Here is a 19,636-nt window from a genome sequence, read left to right on the forward strand (position 1 = left end):
AAGAGCGCCGGTCCCGCCTTCGACAGGGCGGCCACAGTGGCATTGCGTACGGGGCTGCTCGTGAAACTCCTCGAGGAACCGGCGGAGTTGGGACAGGATGCGCATATGACGACCGAGCGCTGTGAGCCTGCCCAGAACGCCGACGAACGCACCATGCTGGAGGGATGGCTGGAGTACCACCGGCAGACCCTCGCCCTGAAGTGCGAGGGTCTGAGCGATGCCCAGCTCAGGACCGCGTCCGTGGAGCCGTCCGAGCTGTCCCTGATGGGGCTGGTGCGGCACCTGGCGGAGTGCGAGCGCGGCTGGTTCCGCAAGGTGCTGGTGGGTGACGACCCGGGGCCGATCTACTACACCGAGGAGGACCGCGACGGCGAGTTCCACCTCACCGAGGCGGACACCTGGGAGGAGGCGTACGCCACCTGGCAGGCCGAGATCGGGATCGCCCGGCGCAACGCGGCCGGCTTCGCCCTGGACGACCTGTCCAAGGGCCGCAGCAGATTCACCGACGAACCCTTCAGCCTGCGCTGGATCTACACGCACATGATCGAGGAGTACGCGCGCCACAACGGCCACGCCGATCTGATCCGCGAACGCATCGACGGCGCCACCGGCGACTGACGTCACCCTCGCCGGGCCCGCCCCCCTTCGTACGAAGGCGGGGATCACCCGTCCGGAGCAACCTGCGCTCGTCCGCTGGGTCCGAGGGGCCCAAAAGCAGCAGAGTTGCGCGGGTGCATCGAACGACGACCACCGCAACGCTCCTGGTCACCGTGGCTGTCTCGGCCCTGGCCGGCTGTACGACGGTCCAGGGCCCGCCTGTGGCCGGGCCGCCGACGGCGCCGTCCCCGCCGTCTCCGGCCGGCCCGGACGGCCGGACCGCGCCGCAGATCGTGCAGGCGCCGGCCCGTGAGGCACTGGAGCTCATCGGCCCGTCCCACCGGCCGCAGCCCGCGGTACCCGCGACGCCGAGCCGTACGGCCGCCTCTACCCCGCCGCCGGTCCACCAGCCGCCGACGCCCCGCCCGCAATCCAGCCGACAGTCCCGGCCGGAGCGTTCGGAGCCCTGGCAGTCGCCGTCTCCGGCCATCCGGCTCCCGGACGTGTCGGACACGCTCCGGGACACCACGGATGTGTGCGCCCTCGGCAGGAACTACGGCGGCTGGCGGCCGGACAGCGCCGAGGCGGTGATCTGCGAGCGGGCGTACGGCCGTTGACAGGGCACACCGCAGCTGCGCGGTCGTCCCCGCCGGGCAGGGCGCCGACAGGGCCGCTGCCGCACCGGCAGAGGCTCCAAGGCCACTGCCTGGGCGGCCCGGGCGCTAAGGCCGCTGCCTGGGCGGCCCCCACGTCGCCCCGCCGGCCGCCCCGTCCTCGCCCAGTCGTAGTGCCAACCGCCCGATCGCCGCGCGCACTCCCTCCCCGTAGCTGTCGTCGCCGAGGGCGTCGGCCGCGCCGCGGGCCCGGTGCAGATGGGTGCGGGCGGCCTCGGAGCGGCCGAGCTTGACGTAGTCGGCGGCGAGATTGAGGTGCAGGGAGGGGTAGAGGGCACGGACGGCGAGGGCGCCCTCGTGAGCGGCGAGCCGCTCGTCCGTGAGCTCCTCGGCGGCCGTCAACGCCCGTAGGTCCCAGGCCAGTTCGTCCGAGGGGTCGTCCTGGGTGTCGGCCATGTAGTGCGCCAGCGTGCACCGGTGCAGCGGGTCGCCGTCCTCGCCGATCTCCGCCCACAGGTGCAGGAAGCGGTGCCGGGCCTCCTCGCGGTCGCCCGCGTGATGCAGCATGACGACCTGCCCGATCCGCGTCATCACGGCATCCGGCGCCGCCTGCTCCTGTCGCTCAGCCACCGCACTCTCCCAGCACTCACCGACGTCCGATTCCTCCCGACGCTAACGGCAGCCACCGGCAATCACGGCGAGGCAGGGCCGACCCGCAGGATCGGCCCCACCCGGACCTCCCAGGTCAGCCCAGATTCGGAATACGCCAGTCGACCGGCTCGTGCCCCTGCGCGGCGATCGCCTCGTTGATCTGCGTGAACGGGCGGGAGCCGAAGAACTTCTTGGCCGACAGCGGCGAGGGGTGCGCACCCTTCACCACCACGTGCCGGCTCTCGTCGATCAGCGGGAGCTTCTTCTGCGCGTAGTTCCCCCAGAGCACGAAGACCGCCGGGTCGGGCCGCTCGGCCACCGCGCGGATCACCGCGTCGGTGAACTTCTCCCAGCCCTTGCCCTTGTGCGAGTTGGCCTCGCCGGCGCGGACCGTGAGCACCGCGTTGAGCAGCAGCACACCCTGCCGGGCCCAGGGCATCAGATAGCCGTTGTCCGGGACCGGCAGGCCGAGCTCTTCGTGCATCTCCTTGTAGATGTTGCGCAGCGAGGGCGGGGTCTTCACCCCGGGACGCACCGAGAAGCACAGGCCGTGGCCCTGGCCCTCGCCGTGGTACGGATCCTGGCCGAGGATCAGGACCTTCACCTGCTCGTACGGCGTGGCGTCGAGCGCGGCGAAGACCTCCTCGCGCGGAGGGTAGACGGGACCCTTCGCCCGCTCCTCCTCGACGAACTCCGTCAGCTCCTTGAAGTAGGGCCTCTGCAGTTCGTCGCCCAGGACCCCGCGCCAGGACTCGGGCAGCATGGCGATGTCGGTCACGTCAACTTCCTTACGGTGTGCGGTCGCTTCCAGAGCACAGAACCTACCGGCGGCCACTGACAATCGACGCAGCGGACGGCCTCACCAGCTGGTCTTGCGGTACAGCTCCCACACCATCATGATCGTCGACGGGTCCAACGCGCGCTCCCCGCCGGAGATCTCCTCGCTCGCGGCGACATACTGCTTACCCTGCCACAACGGCAGCAGGCGCGCGTCGTCGACGAGGATCTCCTGGGCCTCCTCGAATTCCCGCTCCACCTGGGCGCGGTCGCTCTCCTCGCGGGAGCGGGGCAGCAGCTCGTTGGTGATCTCGGGCTCGGGGTACGGCGTTCCGAGGGCGTTCTCCTCGCCGACGAAGGGTGCGATGTAGTTGTCGGCATCGGGGAAGTCGGGGAACCAGCCGCGGCCGAACACCGGGTACTCGCCCTTCTGGTAGCCCTCGACGTACGTCTTCCAGGGCCGGCCCTTGAGGGTGATCTCGAACAGGCCCGAGGCCTCCAGCTGGCGCTTCAGCTCCTTGAACAGAACGGCGGTCTCGGAGCCGTAGCGGTCGGTGGTGTACCAGAGGGTGAGCGGGACGGGCTCGGTGATGCCGGCCTCGGTGAGGATCGTGCGGGCCTTGTCCTGGTCGGGGTCGCCGTAGTTGTCGAAGAAGCCCGTGGTGTGGCCGGTCAGGCCCTTGGGGACCATCGAGTACAGGGGGTCGACAGTGTCCTTGTAGATCGTGTGGGCGATGGTCGGCCGGTCGACGACCTGGGCGATGGCCTTGCGTACCGCAACGTTGCCGGCCCACTCGTCCTTCGGGTTGAACACCAGGTAGCTGATGTCGGTGCCGGCGCCCTCGACCAGCTGCAGCGTGTCGGAGTCCTCGCCCTCCAGGGCGACGATGTCGTCGGCGGCGAGGCCGCGGTAGGTCACGTCGATGCGCTGCTCCCGCAGGGCCTTGACCATGGCGGCGGAGTCCTGGAAGTAGCGGATGGTCACCGCGTCGTTTCTGCGCTCGGCGAAGCCCTTGTAGCTGTCGTTCCGGACGAGTTCGGCCTGACTGCCCTCGTCGTACGCGTCGAGCGTGTACGGCCCGGACCCGGTTACTCCGCCGTCCTCGCGCAGGGAGTCGGCCGGGTAGTCCTCGGGGTCGACGAGGGACATGGCCGGGGTGGCGAGCACGAACGGGAAGGTGGCGTCGGCGGTCTTCAGGTGGAAGACCACCTCGCGGTCACCCAGCGCCTGCACCCGGTCCAGGCTGCCCAGCAGCCCGGCGGGCCCGCCCGGCGCGTTGATGGCGGTGATCCGGTCGATCGAGTGCTTGACGGCCTGCGCGTCGATCGCGCCGCCGTCGGAGAAGGTCAGGCCCTCCCGCAGCTTGCAGCGGTACGCCCGGTTGGTGCCGTCGGTGAACGCACAGCTCTCGGCGGCGTCGGGCTGGGGCGTGGTGGTGCCGTTGGGGTAGCTCAGCAGCGTCTGGTAGACGTTGCGGAACAGCTCCCAGGAGCCGTCCCAGGAAGCGGCCGGATCCAGCGTGCTGGGAGCGCTGGTGGTCCCCACCACGATCGGCCCGTCGTCACCGGTCTCGCCGTCCGAGAACAGGCTGCATCCGGCCACCAGGGATATGGATGCGATCGCGGCCAACTGCCGCAGGCCTCGGTTCCGGTTGAACACGCGCACGCTCCTCGATCTGCCATACCAAGGGTCGGCAGACCTTATCGCAGTGCTCGGCCGGGCTGAACCACAGTTGCGCGAGGTACTTGATCAGCATCTCGATGACGACGTTGTCATCGCCCTGTGCAGTACCTGTACGTGGACAGGGGCGCCGTTTCCGTCAACGGATCCACGTCCCGCCGACGGAGCCGACGCCCCTGTATGTCCCCGGCCCGGTCAGCCCACGCCGGCGTTGAGGAAGATGCCGCCGTCCACGACGAGCGTCTGGCCGGTGATCCAGTCGGCCTGCGCCGAGGTGAGGAACGCGGCGGCGCCACCGATGTCGGAGGGCACGCCGAGCCGGCCCAGCGGGTAGGCCGCGGCGGCCTCCGCCTCGCGGCCCTCGTACAGGGCCTGCGCGAACTTGGTCTTCACGACGGCCGGGGCGATCGCGTTGACCCGCACCGTGGGCGCGAACTCGTGCGCCAGCTGCAGGGTCAGGTTGATCATCGCGGCCTTGCTGATGCCGTACGCGCCGATGAAGGGCGAGGCGGAGACGCCGGCCACGGACGCGATGTTGACGATCGCGCCGCCGTTGTCCTTCTGCCAGGCGTGCCAGGTGCGCTGGGCGAACCCGAGGGCCGAGACGACATTGGTCTCGAACACCTTGCGCGCGACATCGAGGTCGAGGTCGGCGATCGGCCCGAACACCGGGTTCGTGCCGGCGTTGTTGACCAGGTAGTCGACCCGACCGAAGGCGTCCATCGTGCGCTCGACGGCGGCGGCCTGGTGGTCGACGTCGTGGGCCTTGCCCGCCACGCCGATGACCCGGTCGGCGCCGAGCTGCTCGACGGCCTCCTTGAGGGCGTCCTCGTTACGGCCGGTGATGCACACGCGGTCACCGCGTGCCACGAGCGCCTCGGCGACGCCGTAGCCGATGCCGCGGCTGGCGCCCGTGACGAGCGCGACCTTGCCCGAAAGCTCCGGGAGTTCCATGGAAGTGATCCCCTTTAGTCGAGCGGTCCGCCGGCCACGTACAGCACCTGGCCGGAAACGAAGCCGGCCGCGTCGCCCGTGAAGAAGGCGATGGCGTTGGCGATGTCCTCCGGCTCACCGACCCGCTGTACCGGGATCATGGAGGCGGCCGCGGCCTTGAAGTCCTCGAAGCCCATGCCGACACGTTCTGCGGTGGCGGCGGTCATGTCGGTGGCGATGAAGCCGGGGGCGACGGCGTTGGCGGTGATGCCGAACTTGCCGAGCTCCTTGGCGAGGGTCTTGGTGAAGCCCTGCAGACCGGCCTTGGCGGCGGAGTAGTTGACCTGGCCGCGGTTGCCGAGGGCGGAGGACGAGGAGAGGTTGACGATCCGGCCGAAGCCGGCGTCGACCATGTGCTTCTGGCAGGCCCGGGACATCAGGAAGGCGCCGCGCAGGTGCACGTTCATGACGGTGTCCCACTCGGCGACGCTCATCTTGAACAGCAGGTTGTCGCGGAGCACACCCGCGTTGTTGACAAGGATCGACGGCGCGCCGAGCTCCTCGGCGATGCGCGCGACGGCCGCCTCGACCTGTGCCTCGTCGGAAACGTCGCAGCCGACCGCGATGGCCCGGCCGCCCGCCGCGGTGATCTTCTCCACGGTGTCCTTGCAGGCGGCCTCGTCGAGGTCGAGCACGGCGACCGCGCGGCCCTCGGCCGCCAGGCGTACGGCGGCGGCGGCGCCGATGCCGCGCGCGGCACCGGTGACGACTGCGACCCGCTGCTCAGTAGTGGACATTGCTGCTACTCCTCGCCCTTGGATGCGGCTCAGCGGCACGCTCTTCGGTGAGCGACCGCTTAGTACCTTCAGCAGACGTGACGCTAGAAGCCCTGGCACCCGGTGTCAACGGCCCATCGGGTGCATGTGATCCATCACCTCACCAGCAGGTCGAGCAAACGCTCCGTCTCGGCCGCCGGATCGGCGGTCAGCCCGGTGTGCACCGGCCCGGGCTGCACGACCGTCGAGCGGGGCGCGATCAGCCAGCGGAAACGCCGGCCCGCGTCGTCGCCGGCCGCCTGCCCGGCCGCCTCCCCGCCGCCGCACACGCTCTCGACGGCACGCAGCGCGGCGCGTACGCCGGCCACGTCGGCCGCCGGGTCGAGGGCCAGCAGCCGCGCCTCGTCGAGGTGCGTGCGGGCGCCGACGTACCCCTTGGCACGGCAGTACACGAGCACCCCGGCGTTGATGCACTCGCCGCGCTCGACGCGCGGCACGACCCGCAGGAGGGCGTACTCGAAGACGTCCCGGCCGCCGCCCTGGCCGGCCCTGGTGATGTGGCGCTCGCTCACTTGACCCCCTGAACGCGTTCGTGGACGACGGCGGCGCGCGCGAGCAGTGGTCGCGCATAGGCCCGGCGCAGGTCGTCGGGCGTGTCGAAGCCAGGCTCGCCGGTCAGCCACACGTCGGGAATCTCGGCCGTGACCTCGGCCAGCAGGTCCTCGGTGACGAGGGGCGCGAGAGCGGCGGCGGCTGCGGTGACGTCCGGGGCGAAGGAGCGCAGGGCGTGGTCGGAGGCGTCGTAGGGCCGCAGCGCGGAAGCTTCGGCGCCGGGCCAGTTGTGGTGCCAGATCATGGTTGCGCCGTGGTCGATGAGCCACGGTTCGCCGTGCCACATCAGCAGGTTGGGGTTGCGCCAGGAGCGGTCGACGTTGTTCACCAGCGCGTCGAACCAGACGATCCGCCCCGCTTCCTCCGGGCTCACCGCGAAGGCGAGGGGGTCGAAGCCGAGGGCGCCGGACAGGAAGTCCATGCCGAGGTTGGTGCCGCCGCTGGACTTCAGCAGCTCCTGCACCTCCTGGTCGGGTTCGCCCAGCCCCAGCAGCGGGTCGAGCTCGACCGTCACCAGGTGCGGCACCCTGAAGCCCAGCCGGCGGGCGAGTTCGCCGCAGACGACCTCCGCCACGAGCGTCTTGCGGCCCTGGCCGGCACCGGTGAACTTCATGACGTACATCCCGAGATCGTCGGCCTCGACGAGCCCCGGCAGCGAGCCGCCCTCACGCAGGGGCGTGATGTAGCGGGTCGCGATGACTTCCTTGAGCATCGCCCCAGGTTACTGGGGCGTTCGGGACGGTTGGGGCGCCGCCCGTCGGCTCGGGGCCACGATCGGGTGACGAACCGCGTGGCGGCTGAACCGGGGCCGGTCGCGGCCCGTACTGCTGGACATCACATGACGACCGTGGAAGGGAACCCCAGATGGCCAGCGAATCGCTTCACTCCGGGTCGGGACCGGCCCGCCGTACCGTGATCGCGGCGGCCGGGGCGGCGGGGCTCGCCGTCGCGCTGACCGCGTGCGGGTCGGGCGACGACTCGTCCGGATCCGGTTCCGGCACCGTCCTCGGCAAGACCTCCGACATCCCCGAGGGCGGCGGGAAGGTCTTCGGCGGCGTGGTGGTCACCCAGCCGGCGGCGGGCGAATTCAAGGCGTTCTCCTCCAAGTGCACCCATCAGGGCTGTGCGGTGAAGGACGTCAAGGACGGGGTCATCATCTGCCCCTGTCACGACAGCCGGTTCTCCGCGACCGACGGCAGCGTGCAGAAAGGTCCGGCGACCCAGCCGTTGTCCGCCGAGGAGATCACCGTGGAGGGGGACGAGATCAGGATGGCGTGACGGTCAGCGCCGACGGGGTCGTTCGAAGCAGCCCAGCACCTCGTCGGTGGTCGCGAGGGTGGCGACCAGGGCGAGGGTGTGCCGGATCATCGCGGGGGTGTAGTCGGCGGGCACCCCCGCGATGGCGTCGGTCGGCACGACGGCCGTGTAACCGCGGTTCACGGCGTCGAAGACGGCGTTGGGGATCGCGACGTTGGCGGAGACGCCGGTGGCGATCAAGGTGCGGCAGCCGAGGTTGCGCAGCAGCGCGTCGACGTCGGTGCCCTGGATGGGCGACAGTCCGTGCAGCCGGCGTACGACGAAGTCCTCCTCGGCGACCTCGATCGGGGGTGCGACGCGCACCGCCGTGGTGCCGGACAGCTGCTGGACGGGGAGCCGTTCGGCGGCGTGGAACAGCCGGGCGTTGCGACTGGCGCCCCGTCCGTCGGGGCGGCGTTCGGCGAGGGCGTGGATCACCTGGATGCCGCTCTCGTGGGCGGCGGCCACCAGCCGCGCGATGTTGGCGAGGGCGCCCGAGGAGCGGGCCTGACGGGCGAGTTCGGGCAGTGCGCTGTCCGGGCCGACGACGCCCTGCTGGCACTCGACGGTGAGGAGCACGGTGACGGCGGGGTCGAGAAGTTCGCTGAGGTGCTCGTACGACGGCATGGTTCCCCCTCGGTGTGGGAGCCGGTGAGGTCAGCCACCATTGCACGGGGACGCAAGAAGCTCCATTCTTTTTCTGACACATCGTCAGGTGTTGTTCTGTCGAGGGGAATCGCATGACAGTCACTCAGCGCCGGGGCCGCAAGATCATGATGACGCCCGGTGAGCTGGACGAGTTCCTGACCAGCCAGCGCACGTGCCGGGTCGCCACGGTGTCGGCCGACGGCGCCCCCCACGTGAGCACGCTGTGGTTCGCCTGGGACGGCACCTCGATGTGGCTGTACTCCGTGGTGCGCAGCAAGCGGTGGGCCGATCTGCGGCGTGATCCGCGGGTGGCCGTCGTGGTCGACACGGGCGAGGAGTACGACGAACTGCGCGGTGTCGAGCTGTCCGGGACCGTCGAGTTCGTGGGCGAGATTCCGCGCACCGGCGAGCTGCGCGCCGAACTCGACGTTCCGGAGACGCTGTTCGCCCGCAAGAACTTCGGCCTGGAGGAGATGCCGCACGACGGGCGACACGCGTGGGTGCGGCTGACGCCGGAGAAGATCGTCTCCTGGGACTTCCGCAAACTGGGGACGTTGTAGGGCGCCTGCTCAGCTCGCGCCTACGCTCTCCCCCGCGGCCCGCAGTGCCTGCACCGCCGCCCGGATCGAAGGGCGGCGGTCGGCGTCCGCCCGCCAGACGACGTACACATGCCGGCGCACCCGCTGCCTCAGCGGCACGGTGACGACCCCGGCCGGCATGGGATGGCGGCCCAGCAGCGGGGCGATGCACACGCCGAGACCGGCGGCGACCAGCCCGAGCTGGGTGTGCGTCTCGGCCGCGCGGTGGCCGACGATCGGCTCGATGCCCCGCGACCGCAGGGTGAACATCAGCCACTCGTGGCAGAACTCGCCCTCGCCCCAGGTGATCCACTCGTCCTCGGCGAACTCCCCGAGGTCCACCTCGTCACGGCCCGCGAGCGGATGGCCGGCCGGCATCGCCACATCGGCGGGATCGTCCAGGATCGGCGCCTTGACGAGACCGTCGGGCAGCGGCATCGGCTTGTTGTACCAGTCGAGGACGACCGCCAGGTCGAGGTCGCCGCGCACCACACCCCTGATCCCGTACTCCGGTTCCAGCTCGCAGGAGCGCAGCCGCAGCGCGGGGTGCGCGGCGCGCAGCGCGGCGAGCGCCGTGGGGAACAGTCCGCGCGCGGCGGTCGGGAACGCCGACAGCCGCAGTTCGCCCGCGACCTGTCCGCGCTGCGCCTCCAGGTCGGACTGGGCCAGTTCGACCTGCGACAGGATGCGCGCCGCGTGCTCGGCGAGCAGTCGCCCCGCGTCCGTGAGCCGCACGCCCCGCCCGTGTTTGGTGAGCAGCCGCTGGCCCACTTCCCGCTCCAGCTTGGCCAGTTGCTGCGAGACGGCCGAGGTGGTGACGTGCAGGCCCTCGGCCGCTCCGCTCACCGATCCGTGCCGGGCGAGGGCGTCGAGGGTGCGCAGGCGGTCCAGACTCAACATGTAAGCAATGCTACGAGATACAGCGTGCGAAATCTCGATTGTGCTACGAGGTTTGCTCGCCCATCGTTGGTTCCATGACCACCGCCACCACCACCCGCACGGCCGGCTGCGCCACCGCCCGCCCCCGCCGCACCCTCGACTGGCGGCTCCGCTTCGCCGCCCTCTCGCTGATCTGTGGTTTCAGCTCCTGTCGTCTTCATAGGTGGCACCGAGGCTAGCCCCCTCCAGTCACGCGCGGCGGCGGTTGGGCGGCACGGCGGTGCTCGCGGCGGCGATGATCGTGCAGCGGGAGCGGCTCCCGCGCGCGGCGCGCACCTGGGGGCATCTCACGGTGGCCGCCTTCCTGCTCAACGCGCTGCCCTTCTCCCTCTTCGCCTACGCCGAGCTGACGATTCCGTCCACGCTCGCCGGCATCTGCAACGCCACGTCACCCCTGTGGGGCATGGCCCTGTCCCTGGTCGCCCTCTCCGAGGACCGGCCGACCCGGATCCGGGTCGCCGGCCTGGGCCTCGGTTTCCTCGGAGTGCTGACGGTGCTCGGCGCCTGGCAGGGCTTCACCGGCGTGGACGCCACCGGCACGGCGCTGGCCCTGCTGGCCTCACTGAGCTACCCGATCGGCTGGATCTACGTCCGCCGCACCCTGGCGGGGTCGCGCGAGTCGCATCTGTCCCTCACCGGGGCCCAGTTGCTGCTCGCCACACTCCAACTGGCGGTCGTCACCCCGCTGTTCACCAGCCTGCCGGCCCGGTTCCCCGTCGTGCCGCTGCTCGCTGTCGCCGCCCTGGGCGCGCTCGGCACCGGTCTCGCCATGCTCGTCCAGTTCAGCCTCGTCGCCGAGGTCGGCCCGACCACGGCGCAGATGGTCACCTACTTCATCCCCGTCATCGCCACGGCCGCGGGCGTCGCGATCCTCGGCGAGTCGCTGACCTGGTCGACCCCGGTCGGCGCGGTGATCGTGCTGGCGGGGGCTGCGCTGACCCAGGTCCGGCGGGCCTGAACCGCTCCCCTACGGTCACTCGGCCGGCGTGCCGATCCGCAGGCGGTTGCCGTCCGGATCGCGCAGCTCGATCTCGCGCGCCCAGGGAGCGTCGGCCACCTGCACCCCGAACTCGGCGGCGACCGCGTCGACATCGGCAACTCTCAGGTACACCAGCGTGTCCGGCCGGGCGTCCCCGGCGTGCTCGGACAGGAACAGCCGCATCCGGCCGCGCGCGACCTCGACGAACGCCGGCAGCCCCGGCTCGAAGCGGTGTTCCCACTGCTTACCGAAGCCCAGGCGCTCGTACCAGCGGACCGCTGCTGCGGCGTCGGCCACGTGCAAGATCGGGATGATTTCCTCGTCCATGGCGCCATGGTTCCAGTCGCCACTGACAACGCCGAGATGCACTAGACATACCTACGCACCGGCGCCGGTCCCACCGCTGAGGTGATCGCGTCGGCCAGTGGGCCGGCCTCGTCCGCGGTCAGTGTGGCGACGGTGACCCGGATGCCGGGCGGGGCGCTCATCCGGAAGCGGGCGCCGGGGGCAACCGCCCAGCCGGCGTGCAGCAGACGGGCGACGGCTCCCGTCTCGTCGGGCACCGGAATCCACACGTTCAGGCCGCTGCGCCCGTACGCCGCGACGCCACGCCGTGCGAGCTCGCCGATCAGGGCGTCCCGGCGCCGCCCGTACGCCGCCGCGACCGCCGGCGCGTCCACCGCGCCGTCGGCCCACAGCCGTGCCACCGCCCGCTGGGTGATCCGGCTGACCCAGCCGGGCCCCAGCCGCTGCCGCCCGCGGACCCGGTCCAGCGTCATCTCGTCCCCGGTGAGCACGGCAAGCCGCAGGTCGGGGCCGTACGCCTTGGCCGCCGAACGGACGAAGGCCCAGTGGGCGGTGACGCCTGCCAGGGGGTGCAGCGGCAGGTCGACGATCCCGTGCCCGTGGTCGTCTTCGATCAGCAGGATCGCCGGGTGCCGGCGGAGCACGGAGCGCAGGGCACGCGCGCGGGCAGGGCTCACCACGGCTCCGGTGGGGTTCTGGGCGCGGTCCGTGACGATCAGGGCCCGCGCTCCCGCCGACAGGGCGCGCTCCACGTCGTCGGGGAGCGGTCCGTCGTCGTCGAGGCGGACCGGCACCGTGCGCAGGCCGAGGGCGGGGACGAGGTCGAGCAGGCTGCCCCAGCCGGGGTCCTCGACGGCGACGGTGTCCCCGGGCTTGAGGTGCACGGCGACGACCCGCTCGATGGCGTCCAGCGAGCCGGAGGTGACGACGACGGGCCCGTCCGGCACTCCCGCGGCGTCCAGGTCGGCCCGGGCGATGCGGGCCAGCTCGGGTTCCACGGGTGCGTCGCCGTAGAGCACCGGCTCCCGGTCCGCCTGAGCGGCCGCCGCGGCGAACGCCGCCGCCAGCGAGGGCAGCAGCGCCGGGTCCGGATTGCCGGCGGACAGGTCGCGCACGCCCTCTGGTACGTCCACGCGGATGTCGTCGCGCCCGGTGGTGGCCGGCTTGGGCCGCACCCGGCTGCCCCGGCGCCCGGCGGTCTCGATGACCCCGCGCTCGCGCAGGATCCGGTAGGCGGCGGCGACGGTGTTGGGGTTCACGCCGAGCCGGGACGCCAACTCCCGCATGGGCGGAAGCAGTTGCCCCGGGACCAGGGCGCCGGCACCCACCGCGCGCTCGACGCTCGCGGAAATCTCTGCTGCACCCCGACCCTCGATCGGATAGTCTCCTAGCACAAAACCAAGTATGCACTAGTGCAATGGAGAACGCCATGCGGGGAACCCAGAACACGCCGTCGCAGGCCTCGTACACCGCCACCGACCGCACGGTTCCCACCCGCGCCGCGCACAAGGCCTCGTACGACAAGGACGTGGTGCACGCGATACTCGACGAGGGCTACGTCTGCCACCTCGGCTTCGTCCGCGACGGGGCGCCGGTCGTGCTGCCCACCCTGTACGGCAGGGTCGGCGAGCGGCTCTATGTGCACGGCTCGACCGGCTCGCGCCCGCTGCGGATGGCGGGTCAGGCCGATCCGGGCCTTGCGGTGTGCCTGACGGTCACGCATGTCGACGCGCTGATCCTGGCCCGCTCGGCCTTCCACCACTCGATCAACTACCGCTCCGTGGTGGTGCACGGCATCGCCCACGACGTCACCGACCCCGACGAGAAGCGCCAGGCCCTGGACGCGCTCGTCGACCACGTGGTGCCGGGCCGGTCGCAGGACTCGCGGCCCGCCAACGCCAAGGAGTTCGCCGCCACCGCCGTGCTCCGCCTCGACCTCGACGAGGTCTCCGCCAAGATCCGCACGGGCGGTGTCAACGACGAGCCCGAGGACCTCGCCCTTCCGCACTGGGCCGGCGTCGTCCCGCTGCGCAAGGGCTACGAAACCCCGGTCGGCGACCCGGACCTGGCCCCCGGCACCGAACTCCCGGACTATCTGGTGGCCGACCGGGCCTGCCGCCAGGCGTGACCCGCGGGGCGGGCGCGCACCGGGACAGGCCCTGGGCCGTCCGTCACCCGAGCGCCCGCTCCTCCCGTACCGCCCGTGCCCCGCGCGTTTCGGTCACCGCGAGTCCCGCGACCGCGCCGAGCATCAGCAGGGTGCCGGTCAGTGTGGCGGTAGTGAGGTGTTCGCCGAGCAGAGCGACGGCGAGGACCGCTGCGCTGACCGGCTCGAGGAGCATGATCACGGACACGGTGGCCGACCGTACGACGGCCGCGCCCGCGAAGTACAGGGCGTACGCGAGCGCCGTGGGAACCGCAGCGATGTACGCCACGAGCCAGAGCAGCCGGACCGGTTCGGCAGTGTGCGGCACGAGCCCCTCGGCGAGCGCGAAGGGCAGCAGGCACAGGGTGGTGACCGCGAACGCCCACACGGTCGTACGGGAGGCGTCCGCCCCGCCGTCACGGCCCCAGTAGCGGGTGAGCAGGGTCATCGCCGAGTAGCCGGCGGCGGACAGCAGCGCGAGCGCGACGCCCCACGGCCGTACGGCCGTGTCCCCGCCGCCGAGCACGAGCACCCCGAGCCCGGTGAGCGCGCCGGCCACGGCCATGAGGCCGGCGCGGCCGAGCCGCTCCCCCATGGTCAGCCGTGCGCCGAGCGCGATGAGCACGGGACCGGCGCCGAGGGTGACCACGGTCGCGACGGCGAGACCGGTGGCGGACACGGCGGCGAAGTAGGCCGTCTGGAACACCGCGAGACCGAGGCCGGTGGCACCGATCCGCAGCGCCTTGCGGGCAAGGGGCTCGGGGACGGGGGTCGTCCGGGTACGCGGGCGCAGCGGGCGGGCGGCGAGCAGCAGGACCAGTCCGGCCGCACAGCGCCAGAAGGACAGGGCGACGGAGCCCATGTCGCTGGTCCGGTAGACCAGCGAGGCGGCCGCGCCCGCGGTGCCCCAGGCGGCACCGGCGACGATCAGATACAAAAGGCCTCGCCCGACGGGCAGGCCGGAGACAGCAGGGGACGCAGTGAACACGTGTTCTCTCCGCAAATGCGCAGAATTGCGCGGAAGTTCGGGGACCGCCGCTCAGCGGGGTCGCGGACGTCTTCCGCGGGCAGCACCGTTCCGCCCGGCGAGATGCCGCGGGGCGTGTGGTCCTGAGGCCCGCCTCAGGCGGCCGGAGGCGGAAGAACGAGTGCGTCCGAATGCATGGTCAGCACCTTATGCCGCTGTTCCGCGGGCCGACAACTCGCGTTCGGGCCCGCCGCCGGCGACCGGCTCGGCGGAGCCCTTCGCGGGCGTCGACGACTGCGCGATGAACGCCCCCACCAGGACCACCGCACCGCCGACGATCTGCGGCGCCGACAGGTGCTCGCCGAGCAGGACCCAGGCCAGCACGGTCGCGATGACCGCCTCCAGGCAGGCCACCACGCCGGCCACCTGCGGCGAGAGCCGGCGCACGGAGAGCACGCCGGTGACGTACGCGACGACGGTCGCGACGAGCACGATCCAGGCCAGCAGCAGCACAGCCGGGACCGCGGTGCCGTCCATGTGCGCGGCGCCCCCGAGCAGCGACCAGTCCATGGTCCAGGGGCGCGCGACGACGGTCAGCACTCCGGCGCCGATCAGCAGGCCGTAGGCGATGACGCCGAGCGGGTCCGGTGCGTCGGCGCCGGAGTCGCTGCCCTGGTCGGACAGGACGAAGTAGCCGACCTGGCAGCAGGCGGCGCCGAGCGCGAGGAGCAGTCCGAGGGCGTCGAAGCCGAGCCCGGACCACACCTCGACGACACAGGCGAGGCCACCGACCGCGAGGACCACGCCCAGCGCCGCGGCACGCGTCACCGGCCGCCGTTGCACGAACCGCACCCAGCCGAGGACGAGAGCGGGCGCGAGGTACTCGACGAGCAGCGCGACCCCGACCGGGATACGGGAGATGGCAGCGAAGTAGCAGGCCTGCACACCGGCGACGGCGAGCAGTCCGAACCCGGCGAGCAGCGCGGGGCGGCGGCGCAGCAGCGCCCGGTGGCGCACGGCGAGCGGCAGCATCACCAGGGCCGCGCCCGCCACCCGCAGCCACACCACGTGCAGCGGGTCGAGGCCCGCCTCGATCAGTGGTTTGGCCGCGACCCCGGAACCTCCGAAGGCGACCGCCGACCCGAGCGCGAGCGAGAGCCCGACGCTCTTGCCGCGGCTGCCCTGACTGCTGACTGACGTATGCACCGGCACATGATGACAGGCGATGACATGAGCGTCACCCCCTATGACACCTGTCTCATCGGCTGGACGCCGAGCGCCGCGTCAGCAGCCGGTCTCGCCGCCCCCGACGTATTCCTCGAAGCGTTGCTCGATCCGGGTGAACAGCTCCCCCGCGTCGACACCGGCGCGGTCGAGCACCTCGACGGCCCGCGCCTGCGGGGCGACGACGATCGCGGCGAGCAGATCGACCCCGCGGGCCAGGTCGTCACCACGCCGCCCGGCCCGCTCACCGGCGTACGACATCGCTCCCGCGGCCAGCGGCGAGTACCCCTCGGCCTCGGGTACGACGGGAATCACGCCGGAGTCCTCCACGGTGCTCTGCCAGCGCAGGCCGTAACCGATGCTGCGCTGCACGAGATAGCCGAGCAGCCGGGCGAGCTGGGGTCCGCCGTCGAAGACGGCGCGCACCTCGGGGTCGTACTCCAGCAGTGAGTGCAGCAGATGGGCGGTGTCGATCTGCCGGTCCCCGTCCCTCAGGGCCCGCCTGCGGGCACCGGCGACCACCGCTGCCAGCTCCGCGCTGAACCCGGCATCGTGGTCCGCGCCGTGGGTGCCCTGGTCGTGGGCCGGCTGCTGGGGAGTATGGGGTTGCACACTCTCACCCCATCAGTCCCTGCGGCTCCGGTCATCCCCGGACAGAAGCATTTTTGCGTCCCACACAGAGCGGATGCCCCCGGCCGGAATCTCCTCCTTACGGATGAGATCACGCCGAATCGACCATGGGGCGCGCGCCATCTTGCCGTGCGCCGGGTGCGCGCACCACCGCACTCCACCGGCCTCCACACTTCCTGACGGTTCATCAGTATTGAATGTTCCGGCCCCTGCGGCTACGTTCCGCGACACCCAAGCCCGACACGAAGAGGTGGTCGCATGGCCGAAGTCAGCGCGGAGGCACGCATCGAGGCACCGGCCGAGAAGGTCTGGGCGCGACTCACGGACTGGTCCGCGTACGGGGAGTGGAACGCGACCCACACGAGCTTCCCCAAGGGCGGCCCCTCGACCCTGGAAGTCGGCGCGACCTTCCAGGAGAACATGAAGCTCATGGGCTTCCCGGCCGAGGTCGAGTGGGCCGTGGAGGAACTGGAACCGGCCCGGATGCTGGCCATTCGCGGCAAGGGCCCGATGGCCGTCACCGTCGCCACGCGCTACACCCTCACACCCGACGGCGACACCACGACGGTCCGTATCGACGGGGAGTTCACCGGCGCGGCGGTCTCACTGATGGCGGGCAAGCTCAAGGACTCGGCGACCGCCGCGCTGAGCGAGTCGCTGCGGAAGCTGGGCGGGCTGGTGGCCTGAACTTCCCACGGCCCGAGCTTTCGGCAGGTATCAGGTATGCGAAGGCGCCCCGCGGATCGTCGTTCCGCGGGGCGCCCCTTCTCAAAACCGTACGGCTTCTTGCGGCCGTACGACGGGGAGGCCGTCAGTCCTCGTCGGCGAGGATCAGGTACAGCTTCTTGCGGGCCTCGTTGATGACACCGACCGCCTTCTCCCGCTGCTCCGCACTGCCGGTCTTCCAGACCTGACCGAAGGCCTCCATCAGCCCGAAGCCGGCCTGGCGGATCTCACCGAGAGCCTCCCAGTCGATCCCGCGCGAGGCCGCCTCCCAGGGCGCCTCGGGACCTTCCTCGGCCGCCGCGCGGCCCGACTCCGTGAGCGAGAACAGCTTCTTGCCGCCCTCGGTCGCGCTGACGATCAGGCCCTCGTCCTCCAGCAACTGGAGGGTGGGGTAGACCGAGCCGGGACTGGGCTTCCACACCCCGTCGCTGCGCTCGGCGATCTCCTGGATCATCTCGTAGCCGTGCATCGGCCGGTCCTTCAGCAGGGCCAGGATCGAGGCCCGTACGTCACCGCGCCGCGCCCTCCCCCTCGGACCTCCTCGCCCTCGTCCGCCACCACCCCAGGGTCCGGGACCGAAGCCGGGCCCGAATCCGTGGTGCCCGCCGGGGCCGAACGGCCCGAAGGCCTCGCGCCGGCCGTCGAAGTCACCTCGGCCACGCCGGGGGTCACCGTGTCCATGCCCACGCTCGTATCCATGGCTGCGCATCGCCATCACTCCATTCCATCGTTGATCTGTCGCGATGCTTCAACGATATATCGGAATAGCTCGCTCGACAACCCCGAACCGAGAAAGAGGGCCCGGCAACCGGGCCGGCACTCGCGAATTGGCCTTGGCCTGCGGCTTTGTGGAGCCCTTAGCGTCATGGCCATGCGGATTCGAATCGTCGATGCCTTCACCGACCGCCCCTTCGCCGGCAACCCGGCCGGGGTCCTGCTCCTCGACGCCTTCCCGGACGACGACCGGCTGCAGAACGTGGCCATGGAGGTCAACCACGCGGAGACCGCGTTCGCCCACCCGCTCCCCGAAGGCGGCGAGGCCGACTGGGCGCTGCGCTGGTTCACGCCCGCGGCCGAGGTCGCGATGTGCGGCCACGCCACCCTCGCCACGGCCCATGTCCTGCACAGCACGGGCACCCACGAGGGCCGGGTACGGTTCGCCACGCGCAGCGGTGTGCTCGTCGCGGAGCCCCACGAGGACGGCTCGATCACTCTGGACTTCCCCACCGCCCCGCTCACGCCGGCCGACATCCCCGAGGGCATCGCCGACGCCCTGGGCGCAGAGCCGGGCGCGGCCTTCGACACCGGCCCGGACGTCGGCGACCTGCTCCTGGAACTCGCCGACGAGAAGACGGTTCGTGCCCTGCGCCCCGACCACAAGGCCCTCGGCGCCCACTCGGCACGCGGCATCATCGCCACCGCCCGGGCCGAGGACCCGTCCAGGGGCTACGACTACGTCTCGCGCTGTTTCTTCCCGAACGTCGGCATCGACGAGGACCCGGTCACGGGCAGCGCCCACACGGCTCTCGCCCCCTACTGGTCGGAGCGCCTGGGCCGCCCCGGCCTCACCGGTCTGCAGGCCTCACCCCGCTCCGGCCGCGTCCGCACGCAGCTGCGCGGCGACCGCACCCTGCTGAGCGGCCGCGCGGTCACCGTCATCGAGGGGGAGCTGCTGGCGTAGTCACGCCGTCGGCAGCCAGCCCACCCTGCCCGCGAGCAGCGCGTAGCCCACGAACGCGCCGATGTCGAGCAGCGAGTGCGCGACCACCAGCGGACCGACGCGGCCCCAGCGCCGGTACAGGTAGACGAAGACCACGCCCATCACCATGTTGCCGATGAAGCCGCCGATGCCCTGGTACAGGTGGTACGAGCCACGCAGTACGGAGCTGACCACCAGCGCGGAGCCCGGCGACCAGCCCAACTGGTCGAGCCGGCGCAGCAGGTAGCCGACGACGATCACTTCTTCGAGAATGGAGTTCTGCAGGGCAGAGAGGATCAGCACCGGGTACTTCCACCACACGTCGGGCAGGGCCTCGGGGACGACGGTGAGGTTGAAGCCGAGGCCGCGCGCGGCCAGGTAGAAGGCGATGCCGCTGCTGCCGATCACCGCGGCGATCGCGGCGCCCTGGCCCAGGTCCGGCCAGGGCCGGGTGCGGTCGAAGCCGAGGGTTTTCAGGCTGCGCCCCTCGCGCAGCAGGAAGTGCGCGACGAGGGCGACGGGGACGAGCGCGGTGGCGATGCCGAAGAGCTGCCACGCCAGGTCGAGCCAGGGGCGGCCGGGAGCGGCCGAGGCGTTGAGGGTGGCGGCCTGGTCCTTCAGGCCGCCGGGCCTGGTGACGGATCCGATGAAGCTGATCAGTGCGGACACACCGCTGGCACCGAGCGACAGCCCGAGCACGAGCAGCGTCTCATCACGGAGAATCCGTCGCGACGGCCGCTCCTGCGGCTCGGATTCGGCCACCCGGCCCGTCTCCGCCTGCACGCCTGCCTCCCGTCGAGTAGTCCTGCTCCGCGCTCATCTTCGCCCGTCGGCATCCCGACGAGATTACGAAGATC

General features: G+C 71.5%; 23 protein-coding genes and 1 pseudogene. 8 read left to right on the forward strand and 16 right to left on the reverse strand.

All coding sequences use genetic code 11. From position 1 onward, the window contains the following. Positions 1-105 precede the first annotated feature (105 nt). Positions 106-618: a DinB family protein gene (locus tag StrepF001_RS02855; RefSeq protein WP_129796687.1), complete on the forward strand. Its 513-nt coding sequence runs from the start codon at positions 106-108 to the stop codon at positions 616-618. 113 nt (positions 619-731) lie between these two features. Then, the gene (locus StrepF001_RS02860; protein ID WP_129796688.1) at positions 732-1,214 is read left to right on the forward strand and encodes a hypothetical protein; all 483 of its coding nucleotides are present in this window, start codon (positions 732-734) and stop codon (positions 1,212-1,214) included. 105 nt (positions 1,215-1,319) lie between these two features. On the opposite strand, the gene StrepF001_RS02865 is transcribed toward StrepF001_RS02860, so the two are convergent. The 7 genes from StrepF001_RS02865 to StrepF001_RS02895 all read right to left on the reverse strand — a co-directional run bounded on the left by StrepF001_RS02865 (position 1,320) and on the right by StrepF001_RS02895 (position 7,353). Beyond that, positions 1,320-1,841, reverse strand: a complete 522-nt coding sequence (locus tag StrepF001_RS02865; protein ID WP_129796689.1) for a hypothetical protein — start codon at positions 1,839-1,841, stop codon at positions 1,320-1,322. A 115-nt stretch (positions 1,842-1,956) separates the two neighbouring features. Beyond that, positions 1,957-2,640: a uracil-DNA glycosylase gene (locus StrepF001_RS02870; RefSeq protein WP_129796690.1), complete on the reverse strand. Its 684-nt coding sequence runs from the start codon at positions 2,638-2,640 to the stop codon at positions 1,957-1,959. A gap of 81 nt (positions 2,641-2,721) precedes the next feature. Next, the gene (locus tag StrepF001_RS02875) at positions 2,722-4,299 is read right to left on the reverse strand and encodes an ABC transporter substrate-binding protein (protein WP_165396148.1); all 1,578 of its coding nucleotides are present in this window, start codon (positions 4,297-4,299) and stop codon (positions 2,722-2,724) included. Between the two features lie 216 nt (positions 4,300-4,515). Further along, entirely contained in the window at positions 4,516-5,274 is a 759-nt protein-coding gene (locus StrepF001_RS02880; RefSeq protein WP_129796692.1) for an SDR family oxidoreductase, read from the reverse strand. A gap of 14 nt (positions 5,275-5,288) precedes the next feature. Continuing rightward, positions 5,289-6,050 (reverse strand): 3-oxoacyl-ACP reductase FabG, encoded by a 762-nt coding sequence (gene fabG / locus StrepF001_RS02885; protein ID WP_129796693.1) that lies wholly within the window; start codon positions 6,048-6,050, stop codon positions 5,289-5,291. Positions 6,051-6,184: 134 nt separating this feature from the next. Then, positions 6,185-6,601, reverse strand: a complete 417-nt coding sequence (locus tag StrepF001_RS02890) for a DUF3037 domain-containing protein (RefSeq protein ID WP_129796694.1) — start codon at positions 6,599-6,601, stop codon at positions 6,185-6,187. Next, on the reverse strand, positions 6,598-7,353 hold the full coding sequence (locus tag StrepF001_RS02895; protein ID WP_129796695.1) for a HipA family kinase: 756 nt from the start codon (positions 7,351-7,353) through the stop codon (positions 6,598-6,600). The genes StrepF001_RS02890 and StrepF001_RS02895 overlap by 4 nt, the downstream gene beginning before the upstream one ends. 152 nt (positions 7,354-7,505) lie before the next feature. On the opposite strand from StrepF001_RS02895, the gene StrepF001_RS02900 reads away from it, so the two are divergent. Further along, the gene (locus StrepF001_RS02900) at positions 7,506-7,919 is read left to right on the forward strand and encodes a Rieske (2Fe-2S) protein (protein WP_129796696.1); all 414 of its coding nucleotides are present in this window, start codon (positions 7,506-7,508) and stop codon (positions 7,917-7,919) included. A 3-nt stretch (positions 7,920-7,922) separates the two neighbouring features. Here the strand turns inward: StrepF001_RS02900 and StrepF001_RS02905 are convergent, their stop codons facing one another. Next, positions 7,923-8,564, reverse strand: coding sequence for a cysteine hydrolase (locus tag StrepF001_RS02905; RefSeq protein WP_129796697.1), 642 nt, complete (start codon positions 8,562-8,564; stop codon positions 7,923-7,925). Between the two features lie 113 nt (positions 8,565-8,677). Here StrepF001_RS02905 and StrepF001_RS02910 point away from each other — a divergent pair, with 113 nt between their 5' ends. Beyond that, positions 8,678-9,145, forward strand: coding sequence for a pyridoxamine 5'-phosphate oxidase family protein (locus tag StrepF001_RS02910; RefSeq protein ID WP_129796698.1), 468 nt, complete (start codon positions 8,678-8,680; stop codon positions 9,143-9,145). A 9-nt stretch (positions 9,146-9,154) separates the two neighbouring features. Here the strand turns inward: StrepF001_RS02910 and StrepF001_RS02915 are convergent, their stop codons facing one another. After that, a complete protein-coding gene (locus StrepF001_RS02915) occupies positions 9,155-10,063 on the reverse strand; it encodes a LysR family transcriptional regulator (protein ID WP_129796699.1) in 909 nt (302 codons plus the stop codon). A gap of 74 nt (positions 10,064-10,137) precedes the next feature. Here StrepF001_RS02915 and StrepF001_RS02920 point away from each other — a divergent pair. Continuing rightward, positions 10,138-11,060, forward strand: a pseudogene (locus StrepF001_RS02920) (DMT family transporter). Between the two features lie 15 nt (positions 11,061-11,075). Here the strand turns inward: StrepF001_RS02920 and StrepF001_RS02925 are convergent. Then, on the reverse strand, positions 11,076-11,408 hold the full coding sequence (locus StrepF001_RS02925; RefSeq protein WP_129796700.1) for a glyoxalase superfamily protein: 333 nt from the start codon (positions 11,406-11,408) through the stop codon (positions 11,076-11,078). A gap of 41 nt (positions 11,409-11,449) precedes the next feature. Next, positions 11,450-12,781 carry an aminotransferase class I/II-fold pyridoxal phosphate-dependent enzyme gene (locus StrepF001_RS02930; protein ID WP_129796701.1) on the reverse strand — a complete coding sequence of 444 codons (1,332 nt, stop codon included), beginning with the start codon at positions 12,779-12,781 and terminating at the stop codon, positions 11,450-11,452. 35 nt (positions 12,782-12,816) lie between these two features. On the opposite strand from StrepF001_RS02930, the gene StrepF001_RS02935 reads away from it, so the two are divergent. After that, a complete protein-coding gene (locus tag StrepF001_RS02935; protein WP_129796702.1) occupies positions 12,817-13,515 on the forward strand; it encodes a pyridoxamine 5'-phosphate oxidase family protein in 699 nt (232 codons plus the stop codon). A gap of 43 nt (positions 13,516-13,558) precedes the next feature. Here StrepF001_RS02935 and StrepF001_RS02940 read toward each other — a convergent pair whose 3' ends face one another. The 3 genes from StrepF001_RS02940 to StrepF001_RS02950 form a co-directional block, all read right to left on the reverse strand. Beyond that, the gene (locus StrepF001_RS02940) at positions 13,559-14,521 is read right to left on the reverse strand and encodes an EamA family transporter (protein WP_129796703.1); all 963 of its coding nucleotides are present in this window, start codon (positions 14,519-14,521) and stop codon (positions 13,559-13,561) included. A gap of 186 nt (positions 14,522-14,707) precedes the next feature. Next, entirely contained in the window at positions 14,708-15,712 is a 1,005-nt protein-coding gene (locus StrepF001_RS02945; RefSeq protein ID WP_129796704.1) for an EamA family transporter, read from the reverse strand. A gap of 72 nt (positions 15,713-15,784) precedes the next feature. Next, positions 15,785-16,336, reverse strand: coding sequence for a Clp protease N-terminal domain-containing protein (locus tag StrepF001_RS02950; RefSeq protein ID WP_129796705.1), 552 nt, complete (start codon positions 16,334-16,336; stop codon positions 15,785-15,787). 276 nt (positions 16,337-16,612) lie between these two features. Here StrepF001_RS02950 and StrepF001_RS02955 point away from each other — a divergent pair, with 276 nt between their 5' ends. After that, positions 16,613-17,041 (forward strand): SRPBCC family protein, encoded by a 429-nt coding sequence (locus StrepF001_RS02955; protein ID WP_129796706.1) that lies wholly within the window; start codon positions 16,613-16,615, stop codon positions 17,039-17,041. Positions 17,042-17,165: 124 nt separating this feature from the next. Here the strand turns inward: StrepF001_RS02955 and StrepF001_RS02960 are convergent, their stop codons facing one another. Beyond that, a complete protein-coding gene (locus tag StrepF001_RS02960; protein WP_129796707.1) occupies positions 17,166-17,789 on the reverse strand; it encodes a PadR family transcriptional regulator in 624 nt (207 codons plus the stop codon). A 162-nt stretch (positions 17,790-17,951) separates the two neighbouring features. On the opposite strand from StrepF001_RS02960, the gene StrepF001_RS02965 reads away from it, so the two are divergent. Then, positions 17,952-18,761 carry a PhzF family phenazine biosynthesis protein gene (locus tag StrepF001_RS02965; protein ID WP_129796708.1) on the forward strand — a complete coding sequence of 270 codons (810 nt, stop codon included), beginning with the start codon at positions 17,952-17,954 and terminating at the stop codon, positions 18,759-18,761. Here the strand turns inward: StrepF001_RS02965 and StrepF001_RS02970 are convergent, their stop codons facing one another. Next, positions 18,762-19,562, reverse strand: a complete 801-nt coding sequence (locus tag StrepF001_RS02970) for a type II CAAX endopeptidase family protein (RefSeq protein WP_129796709.1) — start codon at positions 19,560-19,562, stop codon at positions 18,762-18,764. Between the last annotated feature and the right edge of the window lie 74 nt (positions 19,563-19,636).

It is taken from the genome of Streptomyces sp. F001 (assembly GCF_004187715.1).
GTDB classification, from domain to species: domain Bacteria; phylum Actinomycetota; class Actinomycetes; order Streptomycetales; family Streptomycetaceae; genus Streptomyces; species Streptomyces flavusporus.